Genomic DNA, 1,124 nt, shown 5'->3' with positions numbered 1-1,124 from the left:
CAGGAGTGCGCGGCGGCCACGGGCCGCCAGCGCGCGCGGCCCGCGCATGCGGGCCGCCTTGATCCAGTAAAGAAACTCTGAACAGCCAGCTCTGAACTGGGCCGATCGGCGCGTTCGCTGGGGGCCTCGTGGTCCTGGTGCTCGTCGTCGGACAGGCCCGTCCTGCTCAAGGTGCGTAGGCGCATCGCATCTGAACCCGCTTCACCCGGCCGGTGTTGCGGGCACGAAGGAACGTCACGTCGGTGGGCGGAACCGACGCGGAAAGAGGTAGTGCGAAATGCTGGGCGAGTCTGATGACGCGCTGTTGGCGGAGATCACCGCTATGACTGAGCGGCTGCGTGCCGAGCTGGCGGACGTGCGCGCTGATCTCGCTGAGGTCAGGAAGTCGGATGCTCGCGACGCTGGTCCTTCAGCTCCGTTACCTCCCGCTTGAGGGTTTCCACTTCCGCGTTCAGGGCCCGGAGCTGGTCGCGGATGGCCATCAGCACTTCAGTGACCGGGCCCTCTGCCCCCGCCTCGTCCAGACCGGGTTGCCCCATGCCCTCCCTGGGACTGCCATCTGACGGGGGCAGCGTGTCGGTGACGTAGCTTCCGCGCCCTTGGACCGTGTAGATCAGTCCCTCATCACGCAGGACGCGAAGGGCACTGCGGGCGGTCATGTTGGCGACGCCGAACCGCTCTTCCAACTCGCGATTGGAGGGAAGCCGTTCGCCGGGTTTCAGCCTGCCGGCCGTGATGTCGTCCCGGATGGCGTCGGCCGCCTGCTGGTACGGCGGGCGCTGGTCATGCATCGGCGTCGGCATGGCCCAAGGGTAGCCCTCGATAGCTCACCTAACACAGACAACCCACGAACTGAGGTAGCTAGGTCGCTTGACATCGCTAGGTGACCTAGATGAGAGTGGATCGCGTCGCAGAGAGCGGCCAAGGCGAAGGAGAGTTCGTATGGCTACGACGCGTATCCGCGTGGGACTGCTGCCGTCCACGATGTTCATGGCGGGCACGGCCCCGGTTCCGAAGGTCAAGGACCCGCAGACGGGGGAGCTGGCCACCGACCGGGACACGGGGGAGACCCTGTTCACGATGACGGTGTTCCTGATGGAGGAAGGCCGCGCGGAGCAGATGAA

1 protein-coding gene and 1 pseudogene are annotated in these 1,124 nt (G+C 66.1%); one reads left to right on the top strand and one right to left on the bottom strand.

The features are described 5' to 3' along the window. Window positions 1–377: 377 nt before the first annotated feature. Complete coding sequence (locus AB0I22_RS39825; RefSeq protein WP_363135920.1) at window positions 378–803, bottom strand: GntR family transcriptional regulator; 426 nt, start codon at window positions 801–803, stop codon at window positions 378–380. A 139-nt stretch (window positions 804–942) separates the two neighbouring features. Between AB0I22_RS39825 and AB0I22_RS39820 the strand changes: the two are divergent. Further along, a pseudogene (locus tag AB0I22_RS39820) lies at window positions 943–1,124 on the top strand (hypothetical protein); the annotation flags it as partial.

It is taken from the genome of Streptomyces sp. NPDC050610 (assembly GCF_040654875.1).
In the GTDB taxonomy this organism is placed as follows: Bacteria; Actinomycetota; Actinomycetes; order Streptomycetales; family Streptomycetaceae; genus Streptomyces.
This window is presented reverse-complemented; position numbering and strand designations above follow the sequence as displayed.